Annotated in this window: 25 protein-coding genes; 11 read left to right on the top strand and 14 right to left on the bottom strand. The window is 63.9% G+C overall.

Annotated features, from left to right (window positions below; genetic code table 11):
- Positions 1–195: 195 nt before the first annotated feature.
- The 7 genes from E3O65_RS08280 to E3O65_RS08250 form a co-directional block, all read right to left on the bottom strand.
- Positions 196–1,506 (bottom strand): L-fuconate dehydratase, encoded by a 1,311-nt coding sequence (locus tag E3O65_RS08280; protein WP_134363271.1) that lies wholly within the window; start codon positions 1,504–1,506, stop codon positions 196–198.
- Between the two features lie 69 nt (positions 1,507–1,575).
- On the bottom strand, positions 1,576–1,905 hold the full coding sequence (locus tag E3O65_RS08275; protein ID WP_241985808.1) for an L-rhamnose mutarotase: 330 nt from the start codon (positions 1,903–1,905) through the stop codon (positions 1,576–1,578).
- Positions 1,902–3,425 carry a sugar ABC transporter ATP-binding protein gene (locus tag E3O65_RS08270; RefSeq protein ID WP_134363269.1) on the bottom strand — a complete coding sequence of 508 codons (1,524 nt, stop codon included), beginning with the start codon at positions 3,423–3,425 and terminating at the stop codon, positions 1,902–1,904. Before E3O65_RS08270 ends, E3O65_RS08275 begins: the two co-directional genes overlap by 4 nt.
- The gene (locus tag E3O65_RS08265) at positions 3,422–4,447 is read right to left on the bottom strand and encodes an ABC transporter permease (RefSeq protein WP_134363268.1); all 1,026 of its coding nucleotides are present in this window, start codon (positions 4,445–4,447) and stop codon (positions 3,422–3,424) included. The genes E3O65_RS08270 and E3O65_RS08265 overlap by 4 nt, the downstream gene beginning before the upstream one ends.
- Positions 4,444–5,574: an ABC transporter permease gene (locus tag E3O65_RS08260; protein ID WP_134363267.1), complete on the bottom strand. Its 1,131-nt coding sequence runs from the start codon at positions 5,572–5,574 to the stop codon at positions 4,444–4,446. Before E3O65_RS08260 ends, E3O65_RS08265 begins: the two co-directional genes overlap by 4 nt.
- On the bottom strand, positions 5,571–6,659 hold the full coding sequence (locus tag E3O65_RS08255; RefSeq protein WP_134363266.1) for a mandelate racemase/muconate lactonizing enzyme family protein: 1,089 nt from the start codon (positions 6,657–6,659) through the stop codon (positions 5,571–5,573). The genes E3O65_RS08260 and E3O65_RS08255 overlap by 4 nt, the downstream gene beginning before the upstream one ends.
- 25 nt (positions 6,660–6,684) lie before the next feature.
- On the bottom strand, positions 6,685–7,740 hold the full coding sequence (locus tag E3O65_RS08250; RefSeq protein WP_198411711.1) for a sugar ABC transporter substrate-binding protein: 1,056 nt from the start codon (positions 7,738–7,740) through the stop codon (positions 6,685–6,687).
- Between the two features lie 162 nt (positions 7,741–7,902).
- Here E3O65_RS08250 and E3O65_RS08245 point away from each other — a divergent pair, with 162 nt between their 5' ends.
- The 5 genes from E3O65_RS08245 to E3O65_RS08225 are packed head-to-tail and all read left to right on the top strand — an operon-like array spanning position 7,903 to position 12,241.
- Positions 7,903–8,568 (top strand): GntR family transcriptional regulator, encoded by a 666-nt coding sequence (locus E3O65_RS08245; RefSeq protein WP_174722278.1) that lies wholly within the window; start codon positions 7,903–7,905, stop codon positions 8,566–8,568.
- A 35-nt stretch (positions 8,569–8,603) separates the two neighbouring features.
- Positions 8,604–9,476 carry a fumarylacetoacetate hydrolase family protein gene (locus E3O65_RS08240; RefSeq protein WP_134363265.1) on the top strand — a complete coding sequence of 291 codons (873 nt, stop codon included), beginning with the start codon at positions 8,604–8,606 and terminating at the stop codon, positions 9,474–9,476.
- A complete protein-coding gene (locus tag E3O65_RS08235; RefSeq protein WP_134363264.1) occupies positions 9,473–10,231 on the top strand; it encodes an SDR family NAD(P)-dependent oxidoreductase in 759 nt (252 codons plus the stop codon). The genes E3O65_RS08240 and E3O65_RS08235 overlap by 4 nt, the downstream gene beginning before the upstream one ends.
- Positions 10,232–10,285: 54 nt before the next feature.
- Positions 10,286–11,158: an amidohydrolase family protein gene (locus E3O65_RS08230; RefSeq protein WP_134363263.1), complete on the top strand. Its 873-nt coding sequence runs from the start codon at positions 10,286–10,288 to the stop codon at positions 11,156–11,158.
- 39 nt (positions 11,159–11,197) lie between these two features.
- The gene (locus E3O65_RS08225) at positions 11,198–12,241 is read left to right on the top strand and encodes an aldo/keto reductase (RefSeq protein WP_134363262.1); all 1,044 of its coding nucleotides are present in this window, start codon (positions 11,198–11,200) and stop codon (positions 12,239–12,241) included.
- 125 nt (positions 12,242–12,366) lie between these two features.
- On the opposite strand, the gene E3O65_RS08220 is transcribed toward E3O65_RS08225, so the two are convergent.
- From E3O65_RS08220 to E3O65_RS08205, 4 genes are all read right to left on the bottom strand, one after another.
- Positions 12,367–12,552: a hypothetical protein gene (locus E3O65_RS08220; protein WP_134363261.1), complete on the bottom strand. Its 186-nt coding sequence runs from the start codon at positions 12,550–12,552 to the stop codon at positions 12,367–12,369.
- A gap of 189 nt (positions 12,553–12,741) precedes the next feature.
- Positions 12,742–13,923: an acyl-CoA dehydrogenase family protein gene (locus E3O65_RS08215; protein ID WP_134363260.1), complete on the bottom strand. Its 1,182-nt coding sequence runs from the start codon at positions 13,921–13,923 to the stop codon at positions 12,742–12,744.
- On the bottom strand, positions 13,886–14,485 hold the full coding sequence (locus E3O65_RS08210) for a hypothetical protein (protein ID WP_134363259.1): 600 nt from the start codon (positions 14,483–14,485) through the stop codon (positions 13,886–13,888). Before E3O65_RS08210 ends, E3O65_RS08215 begins: the two co-directional genes overlap by 38 nt.
- A gap of 174 nt (positions 14,486–14,659) precedes the next feature.
- Positions 14,660–15,406 (bottom strand): TetR/AcrR family transcriptional regulator, encoded by a 747-nt coding sequence (locus tag E3O65_RS08205; protein WP_134363258.1) that lies wholly within the window; start codon positions 15,404–15,406, stop codon positions 14,660–14,662.
- Positions 15,407–15,477: 71 nt separating this feature from the next.
- Here E3O65_RS08205 and E3O65_RS08200 point away from each other — a divergent pair, with 71 nt between their 5' ends.
- The 3 genes from E3O65_RS08200 to E3O65_RS08190 all read left to right on the top strand — a co-directional run bounded on the left by E3O65_RS08200 (position 15,478) and on the right by E3O65_RS08190 (position 18,464).
- Positions 15,478–15,705 (top strand): hypothetical protein, encoded by a 228-nt coding sequence (locus E3O65_RS08200; RefSeq protein WP_134363257.1) that lies wholly within the window; start codon positions 15,478–15,480, stop codon positions 15,703–15,705.
- Positions 15,706–15,950: 245 nt separating this feature from the next.
- Complete coding sequence (gene gtfA, locus E3O65_RS08195; protein ID WP_134363256.1) at positions 15,951–17,441, top strand: sucrose phosphorylase; 1,491 nt, start codon at positions 15,951–15,953, stop codon at positions 17,439–17,441.
- 48 nt (positions 17,442–17,489) lie between these two features.
- Positions 17,490–18,464 carry a magnesium transporter CorA family protein gene (locus tag E3O65_RS08190; protein ID WP_134363255.1) on the top strand — a complete coding sequence of 325 codons (975 nt, stop codon included), beginning with the start codon at positions 17,490–17,492 and terminating at the stop codon, positions 18,462–18,464.
- A 17-nt stretch (positions 18,465–18,481) separates the two neighbouring features.
- Here the strand turns inward: E3O65_RS08190 and E3O65_RS08185 are convergent, their stop codons facing one another.
- The gene (locus tag E3O65_RS08185; RefSeq protein WP_134363254.1) at positions 18,482–18,673 is read right to left on the bottom strand and encodes a hypothetical protein; all 192 of its coding nucleotides are present in this window, start codon (positions 18,671–18,673) and stop codon (positions 18,482–18,484) included.
- 120 nt (positions 18,674–18,793) lie between these two features.
- Here E3O65_RS08185 and E3O65_RS08180 point away from each other — a divergent pair, with 120 nt between their 5' ends.
- From E3O65_RS08180 to E3O65_RS08170, 3 genes are read left to right on the top strand one after another with little or no spacing between them, the layout of a single operon-like run.
- Positions 18,794–19,372, top strand: coding sequence for an RNA polymerase sigma factor (locus tag E3O65_RS08180; protein WP_134363253.1), 579 nt, complete (start codon positions 18,794–18,796; stop codon positions 19,370–19,372).
- Positions 19,369–19,956 (top strand): hypothetical protein, encoded by a 588-nt coding sequence (locus tag E3O65_RS08175; protein ID WP_134363252.1) that lies wholly within the window; start codon positions 19,369–19,371, stop codon positions 19,954–19,956. The genes E3O65_RS08180 and E3O65_RS08175 overlap by 4 nt, the downstream gene beginning before the upstream one ends.
- Positions 19,956–20,336 (top strand): hypothetical protein, encoded by a 381-nt coding sequence (locus E3O65_RS08170; protein ID WP_134363251.1) that lies wholly within the window; start codon positions 19,956–19,958, stop codon positions 20,334–20,336. Before E3O65_RS08175 ends, E3O65_RS08170 begins: the two co-directional genes overlap by 1 nt.
- A 25-nt stretch (positions 20,337–20,361) precedes the next feature.
- On the opposite strand, the gene E3O65_RS08165 is transcribed toward E3O65_RS08170, so the two are convergent.
- Together E3O65_RS08165 and E3O65_RS08160 are read right to left on the bottom strand one after the other, a co-directional pair.
- Entirely contained in the window at positions 20,362–20,601 is a 240-nt protein-coding gene (locus E3O65_RS08165; protein ID WP_134363250.1) for a hypothetical protein, read from the bottom strand.
- A 170-nt stretch (positions 20,602–20,771) separates the two neighbouring features.
- Positions 20,772–23,654, bottom strand: coding sequence for a putative bifunctional diguanylate cyclase/phosphodiesterase (locus E3O65_RS08160; protein WP_166785695.1), 2,883 nt, complete (start codon positions 23,652–23,654; stop codon positions 20,772–20,774).
- Positions 23,655–23,691 lie beyond the last annotated feature (37 nt).

Raw genomic sequence — 23,691 nt, 5'->3', positions numbered from 1 at the left:
CCACCTCATCAGATCGGACGCCAGTTGCTTCAGCGCCCGCACGGGCACGGCTACTCGGGTTTCAGGTAAAGAGCCTCGCGAAAACACTCATCACTTTTTTCCTCATGGGGTCGCGCGCACAGGTAAGGTCATCAGCGAAACGACGCCGACAAGAGGGAAAGGCCGAAAGGATTTCAATCGCAGCACCCCACACTGTCACCGGAGGTCCTGGACCGATGCCCAGTACGTTCCGTGAGGAAAAGCGTATGCGTTGAGTGTGGTCTCATACATTTCCGCGCTGTAACCCGGCTGAGTCGGAACAACGTACGCGCCGTTCTTGACGATGCATGGTTCAACGAAGTGCTCATGTAGGTGATCGACGTACTCCGTCACCCGGTCCTCCAAAGTCCCGGAGACGGCGACGTAATCGAAAATGGAGAGGTGTTGCACGAGCTCACACAGGCCCACACCGCCTGCGTGCGGGCACACCGGCACGCCGAACTTCTTGGCCATGAAATACACGGCGAGGAGCTCGTTGATGCTGGCCAACCGCGCTGCGTCAACCTGACAGTAATCAATGGCTTCCGCCTGGAACATCTGTTTGAACAACACACGATTCATGCCGTGTTCACCGGTGGCAACGCCAATCGGGGCTACCGCCTTGCGCACGGCGGCATGGCCGAGAACGTCATCGGGGCTTGTCGGCTCCTCTATCCATAAGGGCTTGAACTCGGCGAGGGCTGCGATCCGCTCGATGGCCTCCGGCACATCCCAGACCTGGTTTGCATCGATCATGAGGTTGGTCTCGTACCCGATGACCGACCGAGCGATTCCGAGCCTGCGGATGTCGTCATCCTTGTTCGCTCCGACCTTCAGCTTGATGTGGGTAAAGCCCGCATCCACAGCTTCCTGACACAGGAGACGAAGCTTCTCATCTGAGTAGCCGAGCCATCCGGCGCTGGTCGTGTAGCACGGATAGCCGGTCACCTCGAGTTTCGCGATGCGTTCTGCCCGGGTCGGGGCGAGTTCTTCCAGCATCGCCAATGCCTCGCCCCGCGTCAGCGCATCGGACAGATAGGTCAGGTCGGCTGCATCGACTATTTGCCGAGGGGACATGTCGGCGAGCAATAGCCAGAGCGGCTTGCCCGAGTGGCGGGCGGCGAGATCCCACAGCGCATTCATCACGGCGGCCATTGCCAGATGCTCCACACCCTTCTCTGGTCCGAGCCAGCGCAGTTGTGAATCGGACTTGAGCTCGCGGTAGATCCCGCCCAGATCGCTCACCAAATCGAGCACGGTGCGCCCGATCAGCGGTTGTGCGCGCTGCTGGGCGGCGAGCACGCAGATGTCATTTCCACGGCCGATCGTAAACGTGAAGCCGAAGCCGCTGAGGCCAGGCTCATCCGTTCTGAGGATGACATAGGCCGCCGAGTAGTCGCCGTCCTTGTTCATCGCATCGGAGCCGTCCATGCTCTGGGAGGTTGGAAAGCGAACGTCGATGACGTCGACAGCAGTGATGATGCTCATGTGCAATTCCTTGATCGATGCGGAGACAGACGACGAGGCATCCGTCGCCGAAGGGGTGCTCTGGCTCGGCTAAGCGGGCCGAAGCGGCAGCTCCCACACCAGGGGCAACGCCCTGATAGAGGAGGAATCACTCGTCGTTTCGAGCAATCCAGCGATGCGCTGTTGCCAGAGTCGGTCGACGGGATCAGCGGCGAGATGGGCCTGCATGGCTTCGAAGTTCTCTACTTCGACCCAGTGGAACAGGTCGCGGCCGTCGCGCCAGATCCGCCAGCTTGTGACGCCGGCCGCGCGCAGCGCCGAATCGAGCTCCGGCGGGATGATCGCGTGCACAGCCTCGTATTCGTCGATGCACCCCTCGGCGAGCCGCGTGTGCAGGGTTACCACCTGTGGACTGCTCACGTGACGGCCGCATGCCCGTGAATCAAACGAATGATTGATTGGCTCATCTCGTCGTAGTCGTGTGAGTTCTCAACTTCTCCCGTGATCGCGAAACGGTCCATTACGGCGATCCGGTCTGCGAGCGTGATCATTTCGGCGAGGTCGCTGGAGATGAGCAGAATCGCGAGACCGTCGTCAGCCAGCTTCCAGATGAGGTCATAAAACGATCTCTTGGTACGTACGTCGATGCCCACTGTCGGTTCGTCGATGATGAGGATCTCGGTTTTTGCAGCCAGCCACTTCGCCAGCGACACTTTCTGCTGGTTTCCGCCGGAGAGCTGCCCGACGAGCTGACGCTGGCCGGAGATCCGAATATCCAATTCGGTCACGTATTTCTGCACCAGGGCGCGCTCGGATTTCGTGCTGACATACCCGAGCATCCGCTCGAGTCTCGACCAGACAGTGATTGCCACGTTTCGGGTCACCGACTGGGCCAAAAAGACTCCTTCCTCCTTCCGGTTCTCGGTTACATAGCCGATTCGGTAGCTCTCAAGCGCCTGACGCACGGAGCGGATCGATACTCGCGCCCCTCGAACATGAACGCTCCCGGAGGTGACTCGGTCCAGTCCGAGAACGGCTCGGGCTAGTTCGGTTCGGCCTGCTCCGACCAGACCGTAGAGTCCGAGGATCTCTCCGGAGCGCAGTTCCAGGGACACGCCCCGGTGGCCCGACGCCGTGTCGACGTCGGAGAGCTCGAGCACGGGCGGCCGGCTGCGATCGACAGCACGCTCGGGCACCTCCAGGGCCGCGAGCGAGCGACCCACCATGACGTCGACGATTTCGTCGCGGGAATGAGCGGACAGGGGCTCCGATTCGAGCACGGATCGACCATCGCGCAAGACCGACACGGTGTCGCAGTGGGCAAACACTTCTTCCAGTTTGTGGCTGACAAACAGCACGGCAGTTCCCTGCTCCGTCAACCGGCGCACGACGCGGAACAGCCGGTCGGCTTCGTTGTCACTGATGGATGCTGTTGGTTCGTCCAACAGAAGGATGCTGGTTTCCGTGTAGAGTCCTCGTGCAATTTCGACTAGCTGTGTCTGCGCCGACGACAGCCGGGCCATTGGAGTGTCGGGGTCGAGTTCGAGGTCGAGAAGGGCTAGGCATCGTTTTGCCTCCCGCCGCACGGCCGGCCAGTCGACCCGTGGACCTCTGCGGGGCATCCTGCTCATTACGATGTTCTCGCCGACTGTGAAGCCACGGATGACGTTGCGTTCCTGGTGCACGACACCGATTCCGGCGTGCATCGCGGCGGCCGGGGAATGGATGTCAGCAATGCTTCCTGCCACGCTCAAGGCGCCCTCGTCTGGTCGGTGCACCCCGGTGAGAATCTTGATGAGAGTGGACTTCCCGGCGCCGTTTTCGCCCATCAGGGCGTGCGTCTCACCGCTCATCAAACGCAGGTTAACCCGGTCGAGGGCTTTGACTCCCGGGAAGGACTTGGAGAGGCCGTTGGCTTCGAGGGCGATTGTGGAGCTCATTTGGGGTCTCCAACCGGAGTCAGTTCGGGGCGGGTGGACAGGCTGGCAGGTGGTGGCGCGTTTCTGCGGGCATCCTGCGCCTCACGCACCCGACCGAGCGCAACGGTCCCAAGGACGACGGCTCCGACGACGAAATTGACCCAACTCGGTGCGAGCTGAAATTCGGCGCGCGCGCTGTCCACGAGACGCAGGATTGTCGAGGCGAGCACCGTTCCGAGTACGGCGACGGAGCCTCCGACCAGCGAGACGCCCCCGATGATGGGGGCCGCGAAACTGGGCAAGAGCCAGTCGCCGCCGACGCTCTGGTTCACTCCTGATAGTGAGGCGAGGGTCACAAAGGCCGCAACCCCGCAGAGCAGGCCGGATGCCGCGTGGGCGATGATCACGCTGCGATCGTTGGAGATGCCCGCGAGCTGGGCTGCAACTGAGTTCCCGCCGCTAGCGAGCAGGCGGCGCCCTGTCACCGTGTGACCGAACGCGAAAGAGAGAAGCAGGGCGACGATCAATGCAATCCAGAAGATCACCGGGACACCCAGTACGGAGGCCTTGCCCAAGTCGACGATGGGTTGCCAGGCCGTACTCGAGATCGTGCGAGTACCGACCAGGCCGTACTGCACACCGGTCAGAATGGTCATGGTAGCCAGCGTCACGATGAAACCGTTGATGCGGGTGGCGACCACGAGCCATCCGTTCAGCAACCCGGCAATACCGCCCACGAGCACGGCGGCGAGTCCTCCGATCCAGGCCGGAAGACCCAGATCCGCGACGAGGACCCCGGCGAAGCACGCTGAGAAGCCGCCTATCGCACCCACCGCCAGATTCAGCTGGCCAACGGACAACGTGATCATTTGGGCCAGACCGATCAGGATGGGAACGGCGAGAAAGAGGAAGAATGTCCTGGTCGAGATGGGATTGAAGAATCCCCCGCCCGACGTGATTCCAATCAATGCTGCTCCCACAATCACAATGGCGGCCAGCGTCAGGTTCTGAGACTTCAGAAAAGCGAGAGTGGAACGCTTCATGCGGAAATCTCCTCTGGTACCGAGGGCTGAGCGAGCTTCGGGCCGGGCGGGGGCGATGTTCTATCGACCTGAGCCGGCCTCCGCGTGCGTCTGCGACCGAAAAACAGCCGGATCTGGTCGCTGGAGAGAGCGATGAGCAGGATTACACCCAGCAAGACATTGAGGGTTTCCAGCCCCACCCCGAAAAGGTCCAACCCCTTACGAATGACCAAGGTCAACGTGATACCGAGAAGCGTCCCTGTCACCGACACGTATCCGCCGGCTAGAAGCGTTCCTCCGAGAATCGGTCCCACGAATGATTGCAGCATGAACTCCTGGCCTATGCCCGGCGTGAAGGATCCGGTACTGGCTGCAAGCAAGAAACCGGCTAGGGCTGCCAAAGCGCCGGAGAGGGAGTGCACCAGCACGATCCGGCGTCCTGTTGGGATGCCGGACAGCTGCGCGGCGTCCACATTGCTGCCGGTCATGAGTAGCTCCCGTCCCAGGCGGGTGTGAGAGTACAAATACCCGATGAGTAACATCACGCCCAAAGCCGGAATGACTATCAGGGGAATTGCGTTGGAGCCACAGGCACCGTTCACGCAAATAGCAGAGAAGCTGCTCCTCCCGATCTCGTCAAGACCGTCAGGTTTGACAGTGAAGGCGGATCCGGCGCTGAGCCATGAGTAGACGGTGGGCACCAAACCGATGAGGGCGAAGCTCATCGCCAAGGTGACGATGAATGAATTGACCCCTGTGCGGGCGACGAGCCAGCCCGACAGCGCACCCATAGCTGCACCAGCGAGGATTCCAAGGGCAAGACCCAGAACCAACGGCAGGTCCCACAGTTCATAGGAGAGCCCCATGAACATGGCACCAAAGGCCGCCATCGGTCCTACGGCCAGGTTCATATGCCCGATCGACAGCACCACCATCTGAGACAGCCCGACGACCGTGAAGATCGAGATACCCGTGAGCAGCGGGGCGATGACGAAGGGTCCGTTGAAGAAGGCGGGCTTGATCGAGCCGAGAACGATGACCAGGACGAAAATGATCACCAACAAAAAGAAACTCGGTGTGGCAACGAATCTGCGCAGCGCGCCCGCTTGCAGGTGTGCTGATGATCCGGACTTCAGCGTTGAAGTCATGAGACCCTCCTATCGTCCATGGCGTCCCGATTCCAGGCAATACCGAGTCCTGGAGTTTGAGGTGCCAGTGCGTGACCGTTCTCGACACCCATCTCCCCATAGGTGATCGCACGAAGTTGCGGTATGTGTTCTACGTAGCGCCCGTTGGGCACTGCGGCCACCAGACTCACATGAAGCTCCATCAAGAAGTGAGGGCACACCGCGACGTTGAATGCCTCAGCGAGGTGTGCCACTTTGAGCCATGGTGTGATGCCGCCCACCCTTGCCACGTCGACCTGAACGATGCCGGCTGCGCCTCTCTCCAGGTAGTCCCGGAATTGCCCGACGGAGTACAGCGATTCTCCTACCGCGATAGGAATCGGGGTGGACCGGGCCAGCCGCGCATGACCGGCAACATCATCGGCTGGTAACGGCTCCTCAAACCAGAAGAGGTCGACATCGTCGAAGGCATGCGCCCGACGGATCGCCTCCGCTGCTGTCATCGACTGGTTGGCATCGATCATGATGTCCATCCGATCACCGACAGCAGCACGCACCGCCAGCAGTCGTTCCCGGTCTTCGCCGATGTGGGGTTTCCCGACCTTGAGCTTGATTCCGGGCCAGCCTGCCTCCTGCGATGCGAGGGCCCCGCTTACGAGGGCATCCTCCGACAGGTGTAGCCACCCGCCTTCCGTGTCATAGAGGGGCACGGCACGGCGAAAGCCGCCGGCGACTTCCCAGAGCGGAGCCGCTGCCCGAGCGCATTTGAGGTCCCAAAGGGCAGTGTCAATGGCGGCTATGGCAAGGGACGTGATTGCCCCTACCGTCGTTGCCCGCGTCGCCGCGAAAAGCGTGTGCCACAAGGATTCGATTTGGCGAGAATCCTTACCAGGAAGGAGCGGGATCAGGTGGTCGCGCAGCATAGAAGAGACCGCGCGACCACCTGTTCCGATGGTGTAGGCGTAACCAATCCCCGTCAACCCATCGCTGGTGTCGATCTCGACGAATACCGTCTCCTGCTTGGCGAAGCACTGAACTGCGTCGGTTCGGACGGTCTCCACTTCGAGGTCAACCACGTACGTACGGGCATCGGTGATCGTTGACATGGCGCGCCTATACCCTCGATGGTTCTTACTTGCAGTTCAACAGGGAGTCAGAGAACAGGGACTTGAGCTTTTTGGATGCCGCTTGGCGCTCATCGTCGTAGGTCGCGACGTTATCCTTCGTGACCAGGAACGAGCCCGAGTCAACGACGACGCCCGGCTGCTTTACCGTGCAGGCCTTGCTGGCCAGCTGGGCCAGCGCCCAGCTTCCGACATACGCCTGGCCGACGGGATTCTGCGCGACTGTTGCGTAGACCGAGCCCTCCTTGATGGCCGTGAGAATGGTCTCATCGTCGTCAATAGCCACGAGTTTGATATCGAGCTTGGAATCCGCAACCGCTGTAGCGGCCGCAACAGACGGGTTGTAGGCGGTTGAGACAATGCCATTGATCTGGCTTCCCTGGGCAGCGAGCAGGTCGGCCACGGCCTTTTGCGCGGTGGTGAGGTCCTTGTCGATGTCCGTTACGTCCGGCAGGACGGTTACGGCGCCATCCGTTTCGTCGACGGCTTTCTTGACTCCCTCAATGCGTCGCTGAGTGTTGGAGTCAACGTTGTTCCCCGTCAAGTGGACGAGGACGCCGCTTCCGCCCATCGCCTCGATGGCTGCCTGGGCCGCCGTGTACGCGGCGATCTCAACATCGGTCGAAAGGCAGAAGTCCGCTTCATTGGTCTCGCCCGCCGGACACGACGCGATAGACGCTGTGGCGATGCCGCTGCCCTTCAACATCTTGAACGTCGAGTTGATATCCGTCGGAGAGACACCGAAGATGCCAAACGCGTTATAGCCGTTAGCGACCAGGGAGTTGATCACGTCATTCTGCTTGGATTGGTCCCAGCCGCCCGTCTCGTTGAAGGTGACGCCGGCCAGGCCGAAGTCCGTCTGGGCGTCCTTACCGGCCTGCTGCCAGGGCTGGAAGTACGGATGGGCGCCACCCGGGACCAAAGCGAGCCTGACCTCGCTCAGCGACCCTTCACCGCCGGCCGCCCCGCCTCCTTCCTCCTGCGCACAGGCCGACAAGCCGATCGTCAGGGTCGCCGCTGCGGCGACGGCAAGAGATCGAACGATAACTACTTTTTGTCTCAACACTGAGCCTCCAAGATCGCAAAATAAAAGATCCTATAGAATCTATAGCCACAACATAATGGTCTGAGTCTCACAATGTCAAGGTAAGGAACAGTGATGAATTGCGTCCCTTTTGTCAAAATTGCACGCCAATCAGTTCGCTCAACGCTATAGGATATAGACATGGTGACCCTCCTGAAGATGCCTCGACGTCAGATCCTGTCCGACGACGTTTTTGAGCAACTGAAAGCACTCATCATGAACAGCTCCATTCCTCCCGGAGCACGGATGAACATCGAAGACCTCGCTCGTCAACTCCAGGTTTCACCAACCCCCGTACGTGAGGCACTGGCCCGACTCGAATCTGAGGGACTCACCGTGAAGCTTCCGCTCAAGGGGTACCGCACCACCGACCTTCTCAATGCTGACGAGGTCCGCAACCAGTACGAGTTGCGCCTCCTGTTGGAGGTTCCATCGGCAAAAAAGGCAGCCCACAGCATGAGTATCGCCCACGCCGAGAGCCTCCGCGAGGAGATGCAGAGCATCGGCGAACCCCCCACCGGAAGCCGGTACGAGAGCTACCAGACCCTGACCGCGCACGACACTCGTTTCCACCAACTCATCCTCAGCTTCGCCGGAAACGACATGGTGCGACAAGCGGTAGAGCGCACCCACTGCCATCTGCACATCTTTCGCCTCACCTATGGCGGCCCTTTCGGGGAGAACACCGTGGCCGAGCACGCGACTATCGCCGATGCCCTGCTGAAGGGGGACGGAGCCGCGGCCGAGCGTGCCATGCATTCGCACCTGGTCCAGTCCCGCGACCGGGTCCTCGCCAAACTGCCGTAAAGGCCAAGACCACACGATGAAGTGAAGGGATCCCTGTGAGACTTATGCGTTTGGGGCCGCCTGGCCGGGAAAGACCGGCCGTCCTGTCAGACGACGACGTTCTATACGATCTGATGCCGCTGACCCCCGATATCGATGGGGCATTTCTCGAGCGTTGCGGCGTCGCTGAGGTCGCCGCAGCCCTCGAAGCCGGAAACCTGACCGTGATGGACGACCCTGCCGACGGCACAGGTCTGCGGATCGGGGCGCCCGTCGCCCGACCAGGCGCCGTGATCTGCGTCGGAATGAACTACGCAGCCCACGCAGCAGAATCCGGCTCTTCACCCCCGACGCGCACAGTCATATTTCTGAAACATCCGAATACCGTCGTCGGGCCCTTCGACGACGTGCGCATTCCACCGGGGTCAACAAGAACCGACTGGGAAGTGGAGCTCGCATTAGTTGTCGGCAGACGCGCGCGCTACCTGGCATCCAAAGAGGAAGCCGCGCATTACATTGCAGGCTTCACAGTGTCCAATGACGTCTCCGAGAGGGAGTATCAACTGGATATCTCTGGCGGCCAGTGGAGTAAAGGCAAGTGCGCGGAAACGTTCAACCCGCTTGGTCCGTGGCTCGTGCCGACAGCAGAACTCGGGTTGGGTGCAGGTCTCCGCCTACGTTCCTCTGTCAATGGCGAGGCGCGGCAGGACTCCACTACGGACGACCTCATCCTGGACGTTGCCCAGGTCGTCTACGAACTCAGCCAGTACATGGTGCTCGAGCCCGGAGACATCATCAATACGGGGACTCCCGAGGGAGTCGCGTTGTCTGGGCGCTTTCCCTACCTTGCTCCCGGAGATCTCGTTCAGTGCGGTATTGACCATCTTGGAACTCAACGTCAGCACGTCGTACAGGGAAGTGCACAATGAGCATCCAGAAAAGTTATGAGGGCCTCGTCGCCGCCGTCACCGGCGGCGCCTCCGGGCTCGGCAAGGCCATCGCTGAGGAACTTGCGTCGCGCGGTGCACGCGTCTATTGCTTGGACCTGAACGAGGGTTCGGTCTCCAAGCCACTGCGTGGTGTCCATTGCGACGTCGGAACCGACGACAGCGTTCGATCAGCCATTGACGCCGTGGTGGCGGATGCGGGGCGCCTCGATGTCGTAGTCGCCAATGCCGGTATCGGAGCTCAGGGCGACATCGAGGCAAATGATGACGCGGAGTGGATGCGCGTGCTGAACGTCAACGTCATCGGATCCGCGCGGACGGTGCGAGCAGCGATGCCCTATCTACGCCAATCGCCAAGTGGGGCGATCGTCTTCACCACATCAATCGCCGCATGGGCCGGGCTTCCCCAACGCGCACTGTATTCCGCCTCAAAAGGCGCCATCCAAGCTATGACACTTGCGGTCGCAACGGACTGCCTGCAGGACGGCATCCGAGTCAATGCAGTTGCACCGGGAACGGCCGACACGCCATGGGTAGGGCGTCTGCTCGACAGCTCATCGGATCCGAAAGCGGAGCGTGCCGCACTCGAGAGCCGCCAGCCGACGGGACGTCTCGTGCGTCCCAGTGAGGTTGCCGAAGCTGTCGCGTATCTCGCGTCCCCGACGTCGGGGAGCACGAACGGCGTCGTACTCGCCGTCGATGGCGGGATGTACTCGCTCCGGCCCCGGACCCGCTGACAGCCACCCTCCCTCTTTCCCTTCTTTCCCTTTCTGTCGAACACTGGAGTTCGGATGGACATTCGGCTTGGCGAGCCCGACTCGACGGGACCATCGACTGTCGATGCGCACCACCACCTCTGGGACCCGGCGGTGCGAACCTACGCATGGATGGATGAGTCTGTCGCCCCGATCGTTCGCCGGTTCGATGCCCGCGATCTGGCAGCGGCTTCAGCGCGCACACCAGTCACCAAGTCGGTTGTCGTGCAGGCGACTCCCGATATCGAAGAGACCCATGACCTCCTGGACATCAGTTCGTGGCAAAACATGGTCGCCGGGGTCGTGGGCTGGATAGACCTGACCCAGAACGATGCGGCTGACACCCTGGTGGGGCTGAAAGCGCGGCCCGGTCAGCTCGTCGGCATCCGGCATCAGGTACAGGACGAGTCCGACCCCGCCTGGCTGCTTCGAGATGATGTGCTCCGCGGACTGAAGGCGGTGCAGGACGCGGGGTTGGTTTTCGAGCTGCTCATGGGTCGCCGAGAAGCTGCGGCCGCCATCCGGCTGGCCGAGCTACTCCCAGATCTGCCACTAATTCTCGATCACGCGGGAAAACCGTCGATTCATTCCGGGGAAGGGGACAGTTGGCGGGACTGGATAACGCGGCTGGCATCGCACGAGCAGGTCACCTGCAAACTCTCGGGTCTCGTCACTCAAGCCTCCTGGGCGACGTGGCGCTCCCAGCCTGTCGAGTCTTATGCACTCGCGGTGCTCGACACATTCGGTGCCGAAAGAGCCCTCTTCGGCTCAGATTGGCCCGTCTGCCTGCTCGCAGCGAGTTACGACGAGGTTTTCGAGCTCGCGGCCCGGGCCGCCTCGACGCTGTCAATGACCGAGCGCAGCGCACTGTTCGGAGGCACTGCAGCTCGAGTGTATGGGCTCGCCTGACGCGGCTGCCCGTCACCAAAGAAACGATGAGGAGATGACATGTTGAAGCCAACAGAATCTGCCCTGAACGGAGGGCGTTCGGCCCCAGTCGCCGAGAGTGCCGCTCGGCCACTCGGCCGAGGTGGCCTCCACGTAGGACCGTATTCCTTCGGCGCCGCGCCAATCGCCAACCTTGGGCATCGCGTCACGGACCAGGCTGCCCACCAGGCCATCGATGCGGCGTGGGATGCAGGAATTCGCTACTTCGATGTCGCCCCGCACTACGGACTGGGGCTCGGGGAGGAGCGACTCGGTGCCGCCCTGACCGGCAGACCCCGGGAAGACTTCATCATTTCGACAAAGGTCGGCCGCCTACTTGTGACAAACCCGGCTGGCCGACAGGCAGACCCCGAAGGCTACGATGTCGTCTCGCCACTCACCCGCCGACGCGACTACAGCCGCGACGGCGTGGTGCGCTCAGTGGAGGAGAGTCTCATCAGGCTGGGGTTGGACTACCTCGACATCGTGTTTGTCCACGACCCCGACGACTACTACAGGGAGGCGCTGGATGAAGCGTTCCCCGCCCTCGACGAGCTGAGGGCACAAGGCATCATCAGATCCTTCGGTGCAGGGATGAACCAGTCCGAGATGCTGGCTGAATTCACCCTGAACACGAGCCTCGACGTCATCATGTGCGCGGGTCGCTATACCCTCCTCGACCAGAGGGCGCTCGATGACCTCCTACCGGCCGCAACCGGACACGGCGTATCGATCGTCGCGGCGGCTGTCTTCAACTCCGGGATCCTTGCACAGATGCGACCGGCACCAAACGCGACCTACGACTACAGCCCCGCCACCAGGGAGATGGTTGATCGTGTGAACGGCATTGCAGATATCTGCGAGCGGCATTCCGTGCCATTGCCTGCCGCTGCCATTCAGTTTTCACTTGGGCATCCGGCAGTTTCAACGGTGTGCGTGGGAGCTCGTTCGTCTGAGCAGGTAGAGCGCAACGTGTCGCTGTTTGATGTGAAAATCCCTGGCGACCTCTGGGCAGAACTGGCGGCGGAGGGCCTTATCCGTGCCGACGCCCCCACGCCGAAGTAGTCTCTCCGACAAACATCTCCCCATTCCTCGTCACGTTCTGATTGCAGGCTTTTCGTTCGGATACCAGGAAGCGGACACTAGGTCCCCTCTTAGGTCTGGTCAAGTTGCGCCTGCAGCTCTAGGTTCTATGGACTGGGGACGATCTTGCGAAAAACAGCCAAGCCGCCGCCGTCGCCCATTCGCATCACGGAATCTTTCCGGGGGTTGCGGACGGTCCTGGCGCGTTCGGCGACGTCGCCGCCCTGGTCGATGCCGGTCACCAGGTCATCGACGCGGTCTTCGGCGCGGATGGTTTCGGTGGCGAAGAGCATGCCGTCGCTGTGGAAATTCAACGGAGCTGAGCCATCCCAATCCGCGTTCGCTTTCCCGAAGAATTCCAGTCCACGCCCACTCGAAAACTGCTCGACGGATTAGAGCTGGGGCAACGAACCCTGTGAAAAGCCCCTCGGTGGTGCAGCGGCGTCGTTCGGCGCCGTACGGCGCGGGGTCTGGCCCTCGGGTCACCGGAATGCGCTGATGCCGGTCAGGTCCCTCCCGATCAGGAGGGACTGAACGCTCTCGGTGCCCTCGTAAGTGTGCAGCGACTCGATGTCGGCGAGGTGCTGGATGACGTGGTTCTCGAGGAGGATTCCGTTGCCTCCGAGCATGTCCCTGGCCATCGATGCGATCTCCCGCGCTGCCCGGGTGTTGTGGTACTTCGCCAATGACGCTTGGATCGGCCGCAGCGTTCCGGCAGCATCGAGCTCGGCCAGGCGCAGGCAGTGCAACTGCATCGAGGTGAGCCGGGACAGCATCGTGGTCAGGCGCTCCTGCACGAGTTGGAAGCCGGCGAGCGGCTTGCCGAACTGGATGCGCTGGGTCGAGTAGTTGAGCGAAGCCTCGAACACCGCCGTGGCGTGGCCGAGGGCCGACCAGGCCACTCCGAGTCGGGTGGCGAAGAGCACCGCAGAGGCATCCTTGAACGTGTGGGTGCCTGGCAGCACGGCGTCCTGCGGGATCCGGACATCCGTGAGGGTGATCCGGGCCTGGTGGATGGCGCGCAGGGAACCTTTCCCGGTGATGGTCTCGGCGTGGTACCCGGGGGTGTCCTGTTCCACCAGGAACCCGCGCACATTGCCGTCGTCGTCGCGGGCCCAGACCACCGTGACGTCGCCCACCGAGCCGTTGCCGATCCACTTCTTCTCGCCGTTCAGCACCCAGTCGACTCCGTCGCGCTGCGCGGTGGTCTCCAGGCCAACCGAATCGGAGCCGTGGTCGGGTTCAGTCAGCGCGAAGGCGCCGAGCTTCTCGGCGCGGGCCAGCGGCACCAGCCAGCGTTCCTGCTGCTCCGGGCTGCCGAAGAGGGCGATGCTGCGCAGAGCCAGACCGCCCTGCACGGCGACAACGGTTCCCATCGAGCCGTCTCCGCGGGAGATCTCCATGTTGACGAGGCCGGCCGCGAGCGGCGACATGGGGCTCAACCCTGGGCCGACGACCCCGTCGGTGAGGAGATCGAGTTCGCCGAGCCGCCGCACCAGGTGCAGCGGGTACTCGGCCTTGTCCCAGGCTTCGGTCAGTTCGTCCAGGGACTCCGTGGCGAAGCTGCGGGCGCGGTCCCAGAAGGCCCTGTCGGCCTCGGGGACGTCAGCGAAAATATTGTAGTAGTCAGTGTCGAGGGGTATGGATACGTCGTAGTCGGGCACGGATTCCCTTTCGTGGAGGACGGCTTCGAAGGTCACAGGCCGGCAACGCCGGCCGGGTGGAACAGGGCGCCGCGCACAGCCATGGAGGCCCCGAGCGGTCGAGCAGCGGGGTCAGCCCGCCGGTGTGGCGCGGATAGTTCGCCCCGAGGATCATGTAGGCATCGATGTCGGCGGCGGGGCACTCATCGCTGTGCAGCAGCGCGCCGAACACCGCCACGGTTTCGGCCTGCACCGGATCCGCTCCCCGGGCCAGGCGCGTGGCCGTGCGGGTCAGTGCGGGGGTTGCGTCGACCGCGGGGATGTCCCCGGAGATCCGGCGGGCGACCCCGGCACGCACGACCGCCGGGTCCCAGACGTAGGGTGCCGCCGCGGATGCCGCCACGAGCGTCCGCGGTTCGGCGAGCGTCCGCGCGGCCCAGGCCAAGGACGCCTCGAGGGAGCCCTCGCCATCGAGGGCCACGTCCGCGACACCACGGTCGCAGGCATCGACCTGGCTGGTGTCGATCAAGCGCACGGCGCTGCCGAGAGCCTCGAGCGCTTCCCCGGTCCACGACAGGATCATGCCCGGTGGAGGTGCGAAAGCCAGCAAAGCGAATCGGCGACCACCGGCCCGTCGAGTGGTGACGCCGACTCGAATGCTCAGCCCAGAGCGCACGGTGCCCCCTTGCGCCGGTCAGAAAATGCCTAGGTACAAGTTTTAGCTGACACTCAGTCCCAGGTCAACTGGTATTCAGTCTCAGCGGGGCGCCTGGGTGCGTAAGCGCTCCTCGATTGCACGAGCCAACTCCGCGGGATCCGTTGCGGCCGGGAAGACGGCGACGACCACGTCGCCCATGGATCGCACCTCGGAATCAGACGCCACGGCATCCGGGTGGAAGAACCGTCGCACCTCGGCGAGTTCGGTGGCCAACGAGAACGGGCCCACGTTGTCGTCGGCCCGGATCAGCCGCCGCAGCACGAAATTATGGGTGGCGGTCACCGCCGCTGCGAACCGGATCGCGGTCAGAGGCGGCACGCCCGGCACGGTGCTGCGCAAATAACTGGCGAACATCCGTTCGTACCGGATGGCCATGACAGTTTCCCGGTCGCGCAGCACAGGGGTGTCTCGCAGGACCCGGTCCCGGATACGCACAATCTCTAGCCGCTCGCGGAAGCGCTCGAAGACCATGGTGGCAGCCTCGCACACGGCCAGCCAGGGATCGGGATGAGTCGCAGCGAAGTAGTCCTCGATGCGGGCGACCAGATCGTCGTGGTCGGCGAAGATCACGTCGTCTTTTGACCGGAACTGCCGGAAGAACGTGCTGCGGGAGACTCCGGCCGCCTCAGCGATGTCCACGGTGCTGGTGGCCTCGTAGCCGTGCTCCTGAAATAGTCGAACCGCGATATCGGCGACCTCGACCCGGGAAAGCTGGCGCTGGGTCCGCGGCGGCTCGACTGGGCGGGAGGCGGCAGCGGCGACAGCAGTAGTAGGCAGTTCTGGCATGGTCTGGAGAAATTATCACGGAATACGAACCATCCGCTGCGAAGCCACCCCGCGACCGTAGAGTACGCCCGATGGGACCGGCCCGACGACCACGCCGCCGTGGCGCGGGGGTTCCGACCCGACCGGGAACGCGCCGCATCGTGCCCGTGTCGGACCTGCTGACGCCGGAGGTCGCCGGCAAACTCCGCTGCCGCTTCTACGCATCGCTGTTGCCCAAGAGCACGTCGGACGCCTTCCACACCGACGAGGAGGCCCTCGCCCCTCCGGCTGGGCCATGCGCATGGTCCGCGGTGCAGTGAAGGTCACGGCCCCACCCTGGCTCGAACCGGCACACGCACATGGCGGAACGTGACCAGGTCACGCACCCGGATGACCGACGCCACCGAGCGCAGGAACGCCACCCAAGACGACCTGTAGGGGTGCGGCGGTTCGATAGCCGGGGGATGCGTCGGCCTGATGACGACGGAATTGCCCTGGCCCACCGCGTGCCGTAACTTCTGAATCGGCGCTGTCCGCTGCTGCGCCGAATCGAACCGGAGTGAACATGACCAATGTCGAGCTGCTCGTCTACGCCGATCGCCTGGGCGGCACCATCCACGACCTGCAGAGCCTTCTTGACGGTCCGCTGCGAGCGTTCGGCAGCGTGCACGTGCTGCCCTTCTACGTTCCCTTCGACGGCGCCGATGCCGGGTTCGACCCGATCGACCACGCGGCGGTCGATGCCCGCCTCGGCACCTGGGACGATGTGCGTGCTCTAGCCGGCACACGCGGGCTCACCGCGGACCTGATCGTCAACCACGTGTCCTCCTCCTCGGTCGAGTTCATCGACTGGCTGGCCCGCGGCACCGCCTCCGACTACGAGGGCATGTTCCTCACCTTCGACACCGTGTTCCCGAACGGTGGCACCGAGAGCGACATAGCGGCGTTCTACCGACCCCGGCCCGGTCTCCCGTTCACCGCTTACCAGGGCGCGGACGGCAGCCGTCACCTGGTCTGGACGACCTTCATGCCCACACAGGTCGACCTGGACGTCAATCACCCGGCCGCCCTCGCCTACCTGCGGCGCGTGCTGCAGACGCTCGCCCGCGGCGGGGTATCGACCGTGCGGCTCGACGCCGTCGGCTACGCCGTGAAAACTCCCGGCACAGACAGCTTCATGACCGAGCGAACGCTGGAATTCACTCGCACGGTCGTCGCTCTGGCCCATGAGGAGAAACTCGAGGTACTAGTCGAGGTGCACGCACACCACAGCCAACAGCTGGCGATTGCTCCGCTGGTCGACCGCGTCTACGACTTCGCCCTCGCACCGTTGCTGCTGCACTCACTCGGCACCGGAACCGTCGACCGCCTCGCGGACTGGTTCCGGATCCGCCCCGCGAACGCCATCACGGTGCTCGACACACATGACGGCATCGGCATCATCGACGCCGGCCCCATCGGAGACAAGCCCGGTCTGCTGACCCAGGCCGAGATGGTCGATATCTTCGCGCGCGCGGAACGCGCCACGAATGGCCACTCCGCCATCGCATCCGTCATTCCGGAGTGGTTCACCCTGCCGCACCAGATCAACGCAACCTTCTTCAGCGTCGTCGGCGGTGAGCAGACAACCTACCTCGTGGCACGCGCCGTTCAGCATTTCCTGCCCGGCCGCCCACAGGTCTACTATGTGGGGCTGCTCGGCGGTCTCGACGACACCGAGTTGTTCGGACGCACCGGCAACGGCCGCGACGTGAACCGCCACGTCTACACGGCAGAGGAGGTCGAAAGCGCCCTCGCCACCGACGTGACCCGGGCCCAACTCGGCCTGGCCCGCATGCGCAGCACGCACCCGGCGTTCACGGGCGACTTCTCCTGGTCTGCCACCGCGGGCGATCGGCTCGAACTCCTCTGGTCCGGGGCCGATGCCAGGGCCCGGCTCACTGTGGCCACCACGCTGGGCTCACCGAGCTTCCGGATCGAGCTGACGGATGCCGGGCACACGCAGGTGCTGGACACGGTCGCATCCGTCGCCGCTTGGGAGCCCGGAGAACGCTGACCCGGCGCGCCCCGCGGGTGCAGCCCGTCTGGCGCGCTTGACTGAGGTGTGCGCACACGATCCCGCTGTTACCGCGATGGCATCCTCGTCGACGAGGACTTTCCCTTGGCCAAGGTTTCGGAGCATCTCGCTCTGCCCGACAGCGTCGTCTGGGTGGACCTGTCCAACCCTGGCGAGAGCGATCTGGCGCTGCTGGCCGAAGAGCTGGGTTTGCACGAACTGGCGGTCGAAGACGCTCTGACCCTGCGCCAGCGCCCAAAGCTCGACCGGTACCCGGACCACCTGTTCCTGTCCGCATACTCCATCGACATCGAGCAATCCTCGGCGAAGGTGACAACGAACGAGATCGCGGCCTTCATCCTTGACCGGGCGCTCGTAACCGTGCACACGGACGACCGGTTCGATCTGGATGCGGTCACGGCCCGTTGGGATTCTTCTCCCGATCTGGCCAGCAACGGAGTGTCCTACCTGCTGCACGGCCTGCTCGACTATCTCGTCGACGGCTATTTCGAAGCTGTCGAGGCCCTCGACGACGAGATCGAAGACCTCGAGGATCAACTCTTCCTGCCCAATACCAACCAGGAGCAGGTGCAGCGGCGCTCGTTCGAACTGCGGAAAAGCCTCGTCACTCTTCGCCGGATCATCCTCCCCATGCGCGAGGTCGTGAACACGTTGCTGCGGCGGGACCTGCATTTGCTTCAGGACGAGATGGGACCATACTTTCAGGACGTGTACGACCACGTACTGCGGGCCATGGAGTGGACCGAGAGCCTGCGCGACCTGGCGACGAGCATCCTCGAAGCAAACCTGGCGATTCAGGGGAACCGTCTCAACGTGATCACTAAAAAGGTCACCGGCTACGCGGCCATCATCGCCGTGCCCACCGCTGTCACGGGCTTCTATGGTCAGAACGTGCCCTATCCAGGCTTTGCCCAACCGTTGGGCTACTACAGCTCGGCCGCGCTGATCGTGGGTCTCTCGGCGCTGCTCTACGTACTCTTCAAACGCAACGACTGGATCTGATCACCGGTCGGCGGCGCTCAGAGCGTCTGAATAAGCCGTTGGTGTTGCGTGGGCGGCAGCCAGGCGCGCGTGCGCCAGACGTACGGGGCCGCAGGCGTCTCATCGCCAGCGTCGCCAACCTGATCATCCGGTCCGGCGAGCAGCGCATCGAACGTGGGCAGGGCGGCAGTTGTGGATCCGGTGTCATCGGCGGCGGGTGAGTGGAGCATCGGGCATCCTTCGGGTCTCGGGCAAACAGAGGCTGTCGCCATTAGGACGTGGGTTGTGACATATTTGTCACGGATTTATCAATTGTTTTTTGACACGTCGGATGAAGGGGCGAAAGCACGATGCCAACGACCTCGACCCGGGAACCAGTCGCGTCTCCGCTCGAGTCGTTCACCGACCAGATCCTCGCCGATCGCGCTGGAGACGGGGACATGCGGGCGTTCGAGGTGCTCGTGCGCCGCTACGGCCCGCTGATGCGGGTGTATGCCAGCCGGGTTCTGGGATCGAACGACGAAATGGATGACGTCGTTCAGGAGTCCTTCATCACCGCCTGGCAGCAACTGCCCACGCTCGAGAATGGCGCCGCGGTCAAGAGCTGGCTGATGCGGATTGTGAGCCGCAAAAGCGTTGACCGGGTTCGCGCCCGGCGCCAGCACGTCAATATCGACCTCACCGATGCCCCAGCCCCCGCACAGCACTCCCCCCATAGACTGGCAGAGGCGGGCTCGCAGACGGAGGCTCTGACGCGGGTTCTCGCCGATTTGCCCGAGGACCAACGTCGCTGCTGGATGCTCCGAGAACTCGCGGAATGCAGCTACGGCGAGATCGCCGAGGAGCTGGAAATTCCCGTCTCAACGGTTCGCGGCTTGCTGGCCCGTGCTCGAAAAACCCTGCTCCAAGAGATGGAGGAATGGCGATGACATCCTCCGACGCGCTTGCCGGACACACCTTCGAGGAGCTGAGCGACTACCTCGACCGAGACCGCACCCCGGCCGATCCGAGCATCGACGGCTCCCCCGAATGCCAGACCGCGCTGAGTGGCATGCAGCGCCTGCGCCGCACGCACCGCGACCTACTCCTCAAGGACGTTCAACTTGAAGCCGAGCGCGAGGACAGTTGGGTCACCTCGATTCTGCAGCACATCAGCCTCGAGGCCCGCGCGGGCCGCGACATCCCGATCAGTCACCCGTCACCGACCGCCCGCGTGAGCGTGACCGAAGGTGCAGTGCGCGGCATCCTTCGTGCCGCCGGGGACAGCGTGCCGAACATTATCGTCGGGCGATGCCGCCTCGACGGCGACGTCACGGCACCGGGCGCCCCCGTCACCGTGCGGGTGGACGCAACGGTCCTGCAGGGCGAGATCATTGCATCGCTCGCCGATCAGCTCCGGGATGCGCTCTATGCCGCGCTGCGCCAGCACACCGAGCTCGCGGTCGAGTCCGTGGACATCACCATCCGCGATCTGTACCAGATCCCCGTACCCGCCGGCGAAAGCGAGCAGTGATGAGTGACGCCCCTGCACTTAAACCGGTGACGCCCGGCTCCGGGACACCAGCCCCGCTGACCGACCAACTCGACGAGGTGGTGCTGGCCGTTCCGGGTGTGGATGCGCTGTACTCGGCGGCGCCGCTCCTGGTGGCCGTGGTCGCCACGGTGATCGCCACCACCGTTGAAGCCGTGACCGGTGAGCCGAAATCGAAAAGCTCTGTCTCCGTCAAGGAGAAGAAGTCCGGCCTGCAGATCGCGGTCAAGATCGGCGTCACCGCCCCCTACGCGGCCATCGACGTGAGCCGTCGCGTGCACGACGCCATCACGGAGCAGCTCGATCAGAACGGCAGTCAGGACGTGGCCGAGATCGCGGTCACCGTCGCCCGCATCGACTGACCGGGTCCGCAGCCGATTCCACCGGTCAATCCGGCAGATCGAGCGGGATCTCCAGACAGTTCCCGACCGGCAGCCACCGGCGGACGGCGCACTGCCCGGCGTTCACGTGCTCTAGCCGGTGGCGATCGCACGCGGGCCGGCATCCGCGTCGATCAGCGCGCGTGCGAGCATCCGGTGCGCCGACGGTGCGACCCGGCTCGTTGTCGGTGACGGCGACGGCGACGAAGCCCTCCGTGACTGTGCCCAGCTTCCAGAGAGCAGGCATCTCCGATCAGCGCCGGTCCACCCGTTCCTCCGTCTAACGAATTCGACGGAGATGTTGCTCTCACAGGCCTGTATCCGGCCGAAACGGCGGGATTCTTGAAAAATCTCCGTCGAATTGGTGCGGCGGGCTGCGGAGGGGGGCTCCGGAGGCCGCGGGGCGACCGGTCAGAACTAGACCCCGAGTCGCGCCGCCGTCAACGGGCAGTCTTTCATTGGATCCCAGGTCGCACTCGGCCGACCCAGCAGGTAGCCCTGGGCCAGCACGGCACCGCTGACACGGAGGCTGTCCAGCTGGTCCAGAGTCTCCACGCCCTCGGCAATCACCTCTACGTCGAGCTTCGCGGCCAGCGCCAGGATCCCCTGCACGAGCGACACGGAGGAGGCGTCGGGAAGATCTGTGATGAAGCTGCGGTCGATCTTGATCTGGTCAACAGGGAGGGTTTTGAGCCAGGCGAGAGTCGAGAAGCCGGTGCCGAAGTCGTCGAGAGAAATACGGATGCCCAGGCGACGCAGTTCCACAAGGCGCTCGACGATGCCGGGCAGGTCGATGAGGGACTTGCTCTCCACCACCTCGAGGGTGAGTCGCTCCGGTGCGAGGCCGTTGCTGTTGAGAGCCGTGCGAACGGTCGAGACGAGTCTGCGGTCCAGAAGGGTGGCCGCGTCGAGGTTGACCGCGATCCCCAGCGGCCGCGTTCCAAGCTGGGGCCACTCGGCCACGTCCCGGCAGGCGGTCGCGATCACCCACAGATCCAGCTCGGTGATCAGACCCCGTTCCTGCGCCAGCGGCAGGAATGCGCCCGGAGCCAGAACACCGAGCCGCGGGTGTGCCCACCGGATGAGGGCTTCCGCGCCGACGACCACCTCCGCGCCGAGACGGGACACGTCAACGACAGGCTGGTAGTAGACCCTCATCTCGTTCGCCTCCACGGCGCGGGACAGCTCCACGAACAGCGACGTGTCGGTGTCCCCCGGTGATTCGAACCCGGATGATGTGCCGCCCGACGCCTCGTTGCCGGCGACGGCGATCTGGTTGCGTCCCGTGCGCTTGGCGTCGTACATCCCGGTGTCGGCCGCGTCTAGGAGCTGCTCGCCATGGCCCCCCGGCCCCCGATGGGAGGCCACCCCCACACTCGCGGAGATGCGCACGTGCTGGCCGGCGAGGTGGAATGGCGGATTCAGGCAAGCCACGATCCGTCGGGCTAGGTCAATGGCCGAATCCTCCCCGTCGAGATCGGTGACCAGTACCGCGAACTCGTCGCCGCCGAGGCGGCCGATGGTGTCACTGCTGCGAACCTCGGCGCGCAGGCGTTCTGCGACCTGCCGCAGAAGTTCGTCCCCGGCACGGTGGCCCAGACGGTCATTGACGCGTTTGAAGTTGTCGAGGTCGCAGAACAGGACCGCCGTACGGGTTCGCGGCTGGCACTGCGCCAATGCGGCGTCGAGCAGCAGCGCGAACAGTGCCCGGTTGGGCAAACCCGTCAGGGCGTCGTGCTGGGATTGGTGCCTCACGGTTTCCAGCAGTCTGGCATTCTGCATCGCCGTTTCTCCCTGGTGGCTGACACCTTCGATCAGGGCAATCGCCTCCGCCAGGACCTCGGGCGGCACGGGGGCGACCCAGCTCGCCGTTGCGACACCCATCAGCTCGCCCCCGGCGAGAAGCGGCACGGCGACAACGCTGTTCACGCCGATGGAACGGAGCATCTCGGCCAGGGCCGGGCTTGCGTCGTCAGCGGTGATCAGAATGCGTTCGTGGCGCTGGAGAACGCCCAGGAGCTCTGGGGTCTGCTCCACGCTGACCGTCGTCCGAAGGAAGAAATCGCGCTTGTCCGGTTCGAGGCCGACGACGAAGGCGGGGCGAAGCTCACCGACGTCGGCGTCCCACAGGAGCACGCCTGCTGCATCGCTGCCGACGATAGTCGCAAGGGCCGACGCGACTACCTCCGCGATCGCCTCGACGCTGTCACTGGTCGCCAGCTGTTGGGCGAGGCAGAGCAATGCGGCCGTGCGCAGCCCCTCCCGGCGGGATTCCTCCAGCGCCGCGAACAGGTCGAGAGCCGCCGCCGCGTGTCCGGCGTAGGCCTCGAGCAGGGCCCGATCGCCGTGCATCGCGGTATGTCCTTCTGCGAACAGTGCGGCCAGGTGCCCGTGGATCTTGCGGTTGGAAGCGATGTCGACGACCAACGCGCGTTCGTCCAGGAGCTCACCCCGCAGCATCCGGGCCACAATATCGGCGGCACGTTCGTCGCTGAGCCCTCGATGGCGAACCAGCGGAGCGCCACCCCCGGTTGGCTCGACGATGAGAAGGTACGCCGGCGCGAGCACCGCGGAGGCGGCTCTATCGACAATCCTGGCCAGCACCTCGTCGGCGTCGTCGCTGTTGACGAGGTCGGCAGCGGCAAGCTGGACTTCCCGCACCTTGTCGCGCAGAACGCCGAGGGATGCGTCCACCCAGCGACTGCGCGATCGCCACGACCACCAGCGCACCCGCGTCGACCAGGTGAGCACGTATTCGCACGCCGGGTAGCCGTCCGACTGACACTGCGGGTGGCCGACGTGGGCGAGGGCGAGGCCGAAGATGGCCGGAATGGCCGAAAACAGTCCCTGGGCGTATTGGCAGTCGAGGCGGGACGGGCGGTAGCCGTCGTGGAGGCGGTAACGCACCGTGGCCCGGGTTTTGCCGACGTAGAGCGCGTCGATCGTGGACGTCGTGGTGAACTTCGGCACCATACGCGGCATTTGGCGAAAGATGGCCCCGGGTGAGGCGAACACGCTCAGGAGCTGCACGAGCACAGGCTGGATGTCGCCCCGGACCGCGCTGGTGCCCACCGTGAACATGGTGTTCGGGTCACCGAGCACCGCCGTGGCTGCCTCGAACAGTCGAATGCGGGTGGCGTAGCTGACCCACGTGGACGCGTTCTGAAGAGTCGCGGCATCCTGCTGCACCCCCGCCCGAGCGAGCACCTCGGAGACGGCTTCATCCCCGCCGCGTTCCCGCACATGGCGCAGAAGCAGGCCGATCGTCGTGCTCGCGGTCTCGCGCGGCTCTGCATCCATCGTCTGCCACCTCCTCCAGTTCTCTATCGACGTGTTT

Origin of the sequence: Cryobacterium breve (assembly GCF_004402375.1) — a bacterium.
GTDB classification, from domain to species: Bacteria; Actinomycetota; Actinomycetes; order Actinomycetales; family Microbacteriaceae; genus Cryobacterium; species Cryobacterium breve.
Note: the sequence above shows the minus strand (reverse complement) of the source record. Positions and strands in the feature narration are given on the sequence as shown.

Excerpts from the sequence above, each read along its gene's own strand:
- E3O65_RS08165 (WP_134363250.1), bottom strand. The coding sequence starts at position 20,601 with ATGCCTGCTCTCTGGAAGCTGGGCACAGTCACGGAGGGCTTCGTCGCC.
- E3O65_RS08160 (WP_166785695.1), bottom strand. The coding sequence starts at position 23,654 with ATGGATGCAGAGCCGCGCGAGACCGCGAGCACGACGATCGGCCTGCTT.
- E3O65_RS08185 (WP_134363254.1), bottom strand. The coding sequence starts at position 18,673 with ATGCTCCACTCACCCGCCGCCGATGACACCGGATCCACAACTGCCGCC.
- E3O65_RS08265 (WP_134363268.1), bottom strand. The coding sequence starts at position 4,447 with ATGAAGCGTTCCACTCTCGCTTTTCTGAAGTCTCAGAACCTGACGCTG.
- E3O65_RS08200 (WP_134363257.1), top strand. The coding sequence starts at position 15,478 with ATGGGACCGGCCCGACGACCACGCCGCCGTGGCGCGGGGGTTCCGACC.
- E3O65_RS08180 (WP_134363253.1), top strand. The coding sequence starts at position 18,794 with ATGCCAACGACCTCGACCCGGGAACCAGTCGCGTCTCCGCTCGAGTCG.
- E3O65_RS08260 (WP_134363267.1), bottom strand. The coding sequence starts at position 5,574 with ATGACTTCAACGCTGAAGTCCGGATCATCAGCACACCTGCAAGCGGGC.
- E3O65_RS08210 (WP_134363259.1), bottom strand. The coding sequence starts at position 14,485 with ATGATCCTGTCGTGGACCGGGGAAGCGCTCGAGGCTCTCGGCAGCGCC.
- gtfA (WP_134363256.1), top strand. The coding sequence starts at position 15,951 with ATGACCAATGTCGAGCTGCTCGTCTACGCCGATCGCCTGGGCGGCACC.
- E3O65_RS08220 (WP_134363261.1), bottom strand. The coding sequence starts at position 12,552 with ATGCTCTTCGCCACCGAAACCATCCGCGCCGAAGACCGCGTCGATGAC.
- E3O65_RS08170 (WP_134363251.1), top strand. The coding sequence starts at position 19,956 with ATGAGTGACGCCCCTGCACTTAAACCGGTGACGCCCGGCTCCGGGACA.
- E3O65_RS08245 (WP_174722278.1), top strand. The coding sequence starts at position 7,903 with ATGGTGACCCTCCTGAAGATGCCTCGACGTCAGATCCTGTCCGACGAC.
- E3O65_RS08270 (WP_134363269.1), bottom strand. The coding sequence starts at position 3,425 with ATGAGCTCCACAATCGCCCTCGAAGCCAACGGCCTCTCCAAGTCCTTC.
- E3O65_RS08230 (WP_134363263.1), top strand. The coding sequence starts at position 10,286 with ATGGACATTCGGCTTGGCGAGCCCGACTCGACGGGACCATCGACTGTC.
- E3O65_RS08205 (WP_134363258.1), bottom strand. The coding sequence starts at position 15,406 with ATGCCAGAACTGCCTACTACTGCTGTCGCCGCTGCCGCCTCCCGCCCA.
- E3O65_RS08225 (WP_134363262.1), top strand. The coding sequence starts at position 11,198 with ATGTTGAAGCCAACAGAATCTGCCCTGAACGGAGGGCGTTCGGCCCCA.
- E3O65_RS08235 (WP_134363264.1), top strand. The coding sequence starts at position 9,473 with ATGAGCATCCAGAAAAGTTATGAGGGCCTCGTCGCCGCCGTCACCGGC.
- E3O65_RS08280 (WP_134363271.1), bottom strand. The coding sequence starts at position 1,506 with ATGAGCATCATCACTGCTGTCGACGTCATCGACGTTCGCTTTCCAACC.
- E3O65_RS08255 (WP_134363266.1), bottom strand. The coding sequence starts at position 6,659 with ATGTCAACGATCACCGATGCCCGTACGTACGTGGTTGACCTCGAAGTG.
- E3O65_RS08175 (WP_134363252.1), top strand. The coding sequence starts at position 19,369 with ATGACATCCTCCGACGCGCTTGCCGGACACACCTTCGAGGAGCTGAGC.